Origin of the sequence: Maribacter sp. (genome assembly GCF_016744255.1) — a bacterium.
Taxonomy (GTDB): domain Bacteria; phylum Bacteroidota; class Bacteroidia; order Flavobacteriales; family Flavobacteriaceae; genus Maribacter_B.
In genome coordinates this window covers 41,346-47,816 of sequence record NZ_JADGES010000012.1, presented here as the reverse complement: position 1 = coordinate 47,816, position 6,471 = coordinate 41,346, and the positions used below count along the sequence as shown (strand labels likewise).

General features: G+C 32.4%; 6 protein-coding genes. All 6 read left to right on the top strand.

Going from position 1 to position 6,471, the window contains the following annotated elements:
* Window positions 1-111 precede the first annotated feature (111 nt).
* A complete protein-coding gene (gene metF, locus QZZ51_RS03750; RefSeq protein ID WP_291866061.1) occupies window positions 112-1,065 on the top strand; it encodes a methylenetetrahydrofolate reductase [NAD(P)H] in 954 nt (317 codons plus the stop codon).
* Between the two features lie 64 nt (window positions 1,066-1,129).
* Complete coding sequence (locus QZZ51_RS03745; RefSeq protein WP_291866059.1) at window positions 1,130-2,230, top strand: acyloxyacyl hydrolase; 1,101 nt, start codon at window positions 1,130-1,132, stop codon at window positions 2,228-2,230.
* 9 nt (window positions 2,231-2,239) lie between these two features.
* Window positions 2,240-2,995, top strand: a complete 756-nt coding sequence (locus tag QZZ51_RS03740; protein ID WP_291866058.1) for a head GIN domain-containing protein — start codon at window positions 2,240-2,242, stop codon at window positions 2,993-2,995.
* 16 nt (window positions 2,996-3,011) lie between these two features.
* Complete coding sequence (locus QZZ51_RS03735) at window positions 3,012-4,100, top strand: serine hydrolase domain-containing protein (RefSeq protein ID WP_291866056.1); 1,089 nt, start codon at window positions 3,012-3,014, stop codon at window positions 4,098-4,100.
* Window positions 4,101-4,496: 396 nt separating this feature from the next.
* Window positions 4,497-5,324: a prephenate dehydratase gene (locus QZZ51_RS03730; RefSeq protein ID WP_291866054.1), complete on the top strand. Its 828-nt coding sequence runs from the start codon at window positions 4,497-4,499 to the stop codon at window positions 5,322-5,324.
* Entirely contained in the window at window positions 5,321-6,466 is a 1,146-nt protein-coding gene (locus tag QZZ51_RS03725) for an aminotransferase class I/II-fold pyridoxal phosphate-dependent enzyme (RefSeq protein ID WP_291866053.1), read from the top strand. Before QZZ51_RS03730 ends, QZZ51_RS03725 begins: the two co-directional genes overlap by 4 nt.
* The last annotated feature ends 5 nt before the right edge of the window (window positions 6,467-6,471 follow it).

The following is a 6,471-nucleotide window of genomic DNA, read 5'->3' as shown; positions in this document are numbered from 1 at the left end:
GTAGTGGTATCCTTTTTTTTTTTTTTGAACAATAGAAATTATAAAAAAAAGATATAACGTATAGCCCGTAATACGCCCCAATAAAGAAAAAATAAAAAATTAGATAAGGACATGAAAGTAACAGATCATATAGTAAATGCTAAGGGAAAGACCTTATTTTCTTTTGAGATTGTTCCGCCAGTTAAAGGGAAAAACATTCAGGAGTTATACAATAATATAGATCCATTAATGGAGTTTAAACCTCCTTTTATTGATGTTACTACGTCTAGGGAAGAATATGTTTATATTAATAAGTCTGGTTTGTTAGATAAACAAATTACACGTATGCGTCCAGGAACGGTAGGTATTTGCGCATCTATAAAACATAAGTATAATGTAGATACGGTACCTCATGTTCTTTGTGGTGGGTTTACTAAGGAAGAAACAGAATATGTTCTTGTAGATTGTCAATATTTAGGAATAGATAATGTTATGGCGTTGCGTGGTGATGCTATGCGAGAGGAGCAATATTTTACGCCTGCAAAGGGAGGACATACCTATGCAGCTAGTTTAGTTTCTCAGATACAAGATTTAAATACAGGTAAGTATTTACATGATGATACTCCTATGGAGAATAATGCTAATTTCTGTATTGGTGTGGCTGGGTATCCAGAAAAACACTTGGAGGCACCATCTTTAAAATCGGATTTAAAACGATTAAAAGAAAAGGTAGATGCTGGTGCAGATTATGTGGTTACACAAATGTTTTTTGATAATCAGAAGTATTTTCAGTTTGTAGAAGCTGCTAAGGCCATAGGAATTAATGTGCCAATTATACCAGGAATTAAACCTCTTGCAGTTAAAAGACATCTACAGATATTGCCACAAGTATTTAAGATAGATTTACCGCAAAATTTAATTGATGCAGTAGATTGCTGCGAGAATAATAAGGCTGTTAGACAGGTTGGTATAGAGTGGGCAATACAACAGTCTAAAGAGTTAAAAGAAGCTGGTGTTCCTGTATTGCATTATTATTCTATGGGCAAATCGGATAACGTATATTCTATTGCAAAAGAATTATTTTAATAAATATTTTTATGTTAAATACAAAGGAAAGGAGACTGGTTTCAAATCCCTATTTTTGTAGTTTATGAGACTAATTTTCTTTTTAGTAGCAGTATTATCTTTTTCTTCTTGTTTGTCGCAAGAAGGTAAATCTGCAAAAATGTATACCATGGATGCTAGTCAATTTTATGGCTCCGTGCTTAAGCATAATCCAAGCATTTCGCATTTAATAACGGACTATCCAGAAGGATTTATTTTAAGCTTAAATAAAAAAACATTTGGGGAAGAGGCTTGGGAACAAGCTTATGGTTACCCAGATGTGGGGTATTCTTTCATCTATCAGAATATGAATAAGAGTACTCTGGGGGAGCATTATGGTGTTTTTCTACACTATAATTTTTATTATTTAAAGCGAAATTTACAACTGAGGTTTGGTCAAGGGGTGTCCTATAATACCAATCCTTATGATAAGGAGACTAATTTTAGAAACAATGCTTATGGAACTTCTGTTATGGCATCTGTTTATTTTATGCTAAACTATCATAAAGAGAATATTTATAAGGGTTTGGGTTTTAAAGCAGGGCTTTCACTAATACATTATTCTAATGGTAGTTTTAAGTCGCCAAACACATCTACCAATACGCTAGCCTTTAATGTAGGATTAGTTTACGCTTTAGATGGTGGTAAAGAAAGGACTTACGTGGTAGATGTAGAAAAAGTAAAATACACAGAACCTGTAAAATATAATGTGGCTCTAAGAACAGGAATTAATAGTAGCGATGTAGAGGGAATGGGCCAATACCCTTTTTATATACTATCAGCTTATGCAGATAAACGTATTGGAAGAAAAAGCGCTTTACATTTTGGAACGGATATTTTCTTTTCCAGATTTTTAAAAGAGTTAATACGTTTTCAAAGTATTTCATTTCCTGAAAATAATGTAGCCGCAGATACAGATTACAAGCGTATAGGTTTGTTTCTAGGGCACGAATTATTTATTAATAAACTATCTATCACTACCCAATTAGGATATTATGTGTATTATCCTTTCGATTTTGAAGGCAGAATGTATAATAGATTGGGGTTAAAAAGATATTTAGGAGATAAATTTTTTGCTGAGGTTGCTTTAAAATCTCATGCAGCTAACGCAGAAGCTATTGAGTTTGGAGTTGGAATTCGGTTTTAAAATATAGAAGTGAAAAAAATAAAACACATATTCTTTTTATTGTTGGTTTTAAACCTGGCATGTACTAGTACAAGTGCTCCAGATTGTTTCCAAGCAGCTGGTGATATTAGCAGAGAAGAAGTTACACTTGCAGATTTTAATAAAATTACAGTTTTTGAAAATATAGAACTTATTCTAAAAGAAGGAGAGCAGAAGGTAGAGATAGAAACAGGTGAATTTTTAAGAGAAGAAGTAACTGCTGTTGTAGAAGATGGTAGGTTAGTTCTAAGAGATGAAAACGATTGCAATTTTGTTAGAGATTACGGTGTAACCAAAATTTATGTGACCGCTCCTAATATTAAAGAAATAAGAAGTAGTACAAGTTGGCCAATTCGCAGTGAAGGCATATTATCTTACAATAGTTTAACGTTGCTTTCCGAAAGCTATGGCGAACCAGAGGCGGAAACAACAGATGGCGAGTTTATTTTAACTTTAAATGCCAATAGTATTTCTGTGGTAGTAAATGGTAATTCTTATTTTAAACTAAGTGGCAGTACTAAAAATTTGAATGTAATGATAGCTGCTGGAGATTCTAGGATAGAAACAGAAAACCTAATGGCAAAGAGCATTATTTTTAACCATAGAGGCTCTAATGATTTGTTGATACATCCAGAAGAAACACTAACAGGTGTACTAAGAGGAACAGGAGATGTCAGGAGTTTTAATAAGCCTCCTAGCGTTTCTGTAGAAACCTTATATACTGGCAAGCTAATTTTTGAAGATTAAAAAGGAATAGGCATACATGAAAAACCCTATTACGGCTTATTTAAAAAAAATATTTTTATCTAATAAAATAATTGGAGAGGATACCCAGTTACAAGGATTAGTAAAGGCAGATGTTCTATTACAAAGGTTAATTGCAGAAAAGCAAATACCAGGGGTAGCAATAACGGTTCTGGAGAAAGGAAAAACGATATTCCAAAAAAGCTATGGTTATGCAGATATAGAGGAGAAAATAATAATAGATCCTAAAAAAACACAATTTAGAATAGCCAGTGTATCTAAACCTATTGCGGCTACAGCTTTAGCATATATGGTAGCAGATGGGATTATAGATTTAGATGCATCTTTCTATGATTATGTTCCGTATTATCCAAAGAAAAAATGGGATTTTACCATGCGCCAATTAGCTAGCCACACTGCAGGAATTAGAAGTTATAAAGGAATAGAGTATGGACTAAATAAAGAGTATTCGATAAAGGATAGTATTTCGATTTTTAAAGAGGATCCTTTGCTTTTTAAGCCAGGAACAGATTATTTATATACTAGCTTCGATTGGGTTTTGGTTTCACTTGCGATGCAAGAAGCTAGTGGAATTCCTTTTGAGAATTATGTACAAGAAAAAGTATTGCAACCATTAGGGATGTGTAATACGGAAGCAGAAATTCCCGGGAATAGCTATCCAAATGCTACTTCTTTTTATTCCAAAAATCGATTAGGGTTTAGATTGTCGATTCCTGTAAATAATTATTATAAGTTGGCGGGAGGAGGTTTTCTTTCTACAGCGGTAGATATAGCAAATTTTGGTCAAGCTTTTTTAGCGAAACAAGTCTTGCAAAAAGATATGCTAACACAGTTTTTAACATCAGAATCTATCAATGGTAAGCCAACATATTACGGGTTAGGTTGGCAAGTAAGCCAAGATAAAAAGGGAAGAAAGTATTTTGGGCACGTAGGAAATGGCGTTGGCGGATATTCTAATTTTTATGTGTATCCAAAAGAGCAATTGGTATTTTCTATTTTAACAAATTGTACCAACCCCAATATTCAAGAAGAGTTAGACGAGGTGATAAGTCTCATAATAGAAAGGTTAGCTATTCCTTTGTCATAATAACGTATTCGATAAAAAATAAAGTAAAATTATATTTTTAATATAAAGAACCTATTCTTTGGGGGTATTTTTCATTTTTAGGTTATTCGCAATAATAGTAGTTAAGTGCTTAAATATTGTAGCTTATTCACTTAAATATTTACAAATAAGTAAAAATTCGATGTAAAGCTTTAATTATTGAATTTAATTATTACTTTAGCCATCGTATTACAATAAAAAATGACAAAGCAATATTTCTGGAATGGTTTTACCTTTTACTTCTTTTTTAAGAGAAGTGCGGAGCTGTTCTAGATATTTATTAAAATATAGATAGAGTAAAGTTCCGATAAAATCGGAACTTTTTTTTTGAAAAAAAGTGAATAATAAGCTACTTAAGAGAGTAGTAATTTGGGGCAAATGAAATTAAATATAGCAATACAAGGAATAAAAGGATCTAACCATCACCAAGTAGCAAAAGACTATTTTGGAGATTCCGTTAACTTATTAGAATGTATGTCTTTTGATTTTTTAGTAGATCAATTACTTACAGGAAAGGCAGATAAAGGAATTATGGCAATAGAGAATTCTATTGCAGGCTCTATAATTCCGAATTACGCTTTAGTTTACCATAATAATTTGCATATAATAGGGGAGTATTATTTAAATATACACCACAATCTTATGGTGAATAAAGGGCAAACTATAGATCAAATAGATGAGGTGCGTTCTCATCCAATGGCTTTATTACAGTGTAAAGATTATTTTAAAGCGTACCCTCATATTAAATTAGTAGAAGATGTAGATACTGCAGAAACAGCAAAGCAAATTCAAGAACATTCTTTAAAGAATGTCGCAGCCATAGCACCAAAGGTAGCAGCAGAATTATATAATTTGGAAATTATTACACCAGAAATACAGACAATAAAAAATAATTCTACCAGATTTATAATTGTAAAAACAACAAATAAAGAATTACCTAAAGAAGAAATCGATAAAGCATCGATTCGTTTTGTAACGGATCATAAAAGAGGAAGTCTAGCGGCAGTATTAAATGTAATGAGTGATTGTAATTTAAGCTTAACTAAAATACAGTCTTTACCCATTATAGAAACTCCTTGGAAATATGCTTTTTTTGTAGATGTAACCTTTAATGCGTATGATGATTTTGTAAAGTCAAAAGCACTTTTAGAAATTATGTCTGAAGATTTTAAAGTATTAGGAGAATATAAAAATGCAAGAGTATGATTACCACTGCAGATAGATTAAAAACAGTAGAGGAATACTATTTCTCTAAGAAATTACGAGAAGTACGAGGGTTAATTTCAGATGGTAGGCCTATTATTAATATGGGTATAGGTAGCCCAGATTTGGCACCTTCTAAAGAAGTTATACAAGCGGTTACAAAATCTTTAAGTGATCCAGGCGCGCATCAGTACCAAAGTTATCAGGGGTTGCCAGAATTACGAGAAGCTATAACGGAGTTTTATAAAAACAAGTTTTGCGTTTCTCTAAATCCTACAAATGAAGTATTACCATTGATGGGGTCTAAAGAAGGTATAATGCATATTAGTATGGCTTTTTTAAATCCTGGTGATGAAGCATTGATTCCAAACCCAGGATACCCAACCTATACTTCGGTAACTAAATTAGTAGGGGCAGTAGCAAAAGAATATAATCTAACAGCCGAAAATGATTGGTTTCCAGATTTAGAAGATTTGGCGAAACAAGATTTATCTAAAGTTAAAATAATGTGGGTAAGTTATCCGCATATGCCAACTGGGGCAACAGCAACTAAGGAAAAATTGCAAGAACTTATAGCTTTTGCAAAAGCCAACGATATATTATTGGTTAATGATAACCCATATAGTTTTGTATTAAGTAAAAACCCAACGAGTATTTTATCTTTAAATAATGCTAAGGATGTAGTTTTAGAACTTAATTCTTTAAGCAAGACCTTTAATATGGCTGGTTGGCGTGTAGGAATGGTTTTAGGTAGCGATACGCATATAAATGCCATTTTAAAGGTGAAAAGTAATATGGATTCTGGTATGTTTTATGGCATCCAAAAAGGAGCAATTGCAGCATTAAATAGTGGAGATGATTGGTTTAATTCGTTAGATGAAGTGTATACTTCTAGAAGAAATTTAATGTTTCAATTGGCCGATAAATTAAATTGTGTATATGATAAAAATGCAGTCGGTATGTTCGTTTGGGCAAAGCTACCCAATGACGATAAATCATCCGAAGAGTTTGTCGATGAAGTGTTGTATGATAAAAATATATTTATAGCTCCGGGAACCGTATTTGGAAGTAATGGAGAAGGATATATACGTTTTTCACTTTGTGTAAAAGAAGATAAAATTAAAGAAGCAATAGCTAGATTTTAAAAAAA

Bases quoted from the DNA above. Each gene is read 5' to 3' on its own strand.
- metF (WP_291866061.1), top strand. From the start codon at position 112: ATGAAAGTAACAGATCATATAGTAAATGCTAAGGGAAAGACCTTATTT.
- QZZ51_RS03745 (WP_291866059.1), top strand. From the start codon at position 1,130: ATGAGACTAATTTTCTTTTTAGTAGCAGTATTATCTTTTTCTTCTTGT.
- QZZ51_RS03735 (WP_291866056.1), top strand. From the start codon at position 3,012: ATGAAAAACCCTATTACGGCTTATTTAAAAAAAATATTTTTATCTAAT.
- QZZ51_RS03730 (WP_291866054.1), top strand. From the start codon at position 4,497: ATGAAATTAAATATAGCAATACAAGGAATAAAAGGATCTAACCATCAC.
- QZZ51_RS03725 (WP_291866053.1), top strand. From the start codon at position 5,321: ATGATTACCACTGCAGATAGATTAAAAACAGTAGAGGAATACTATTTC.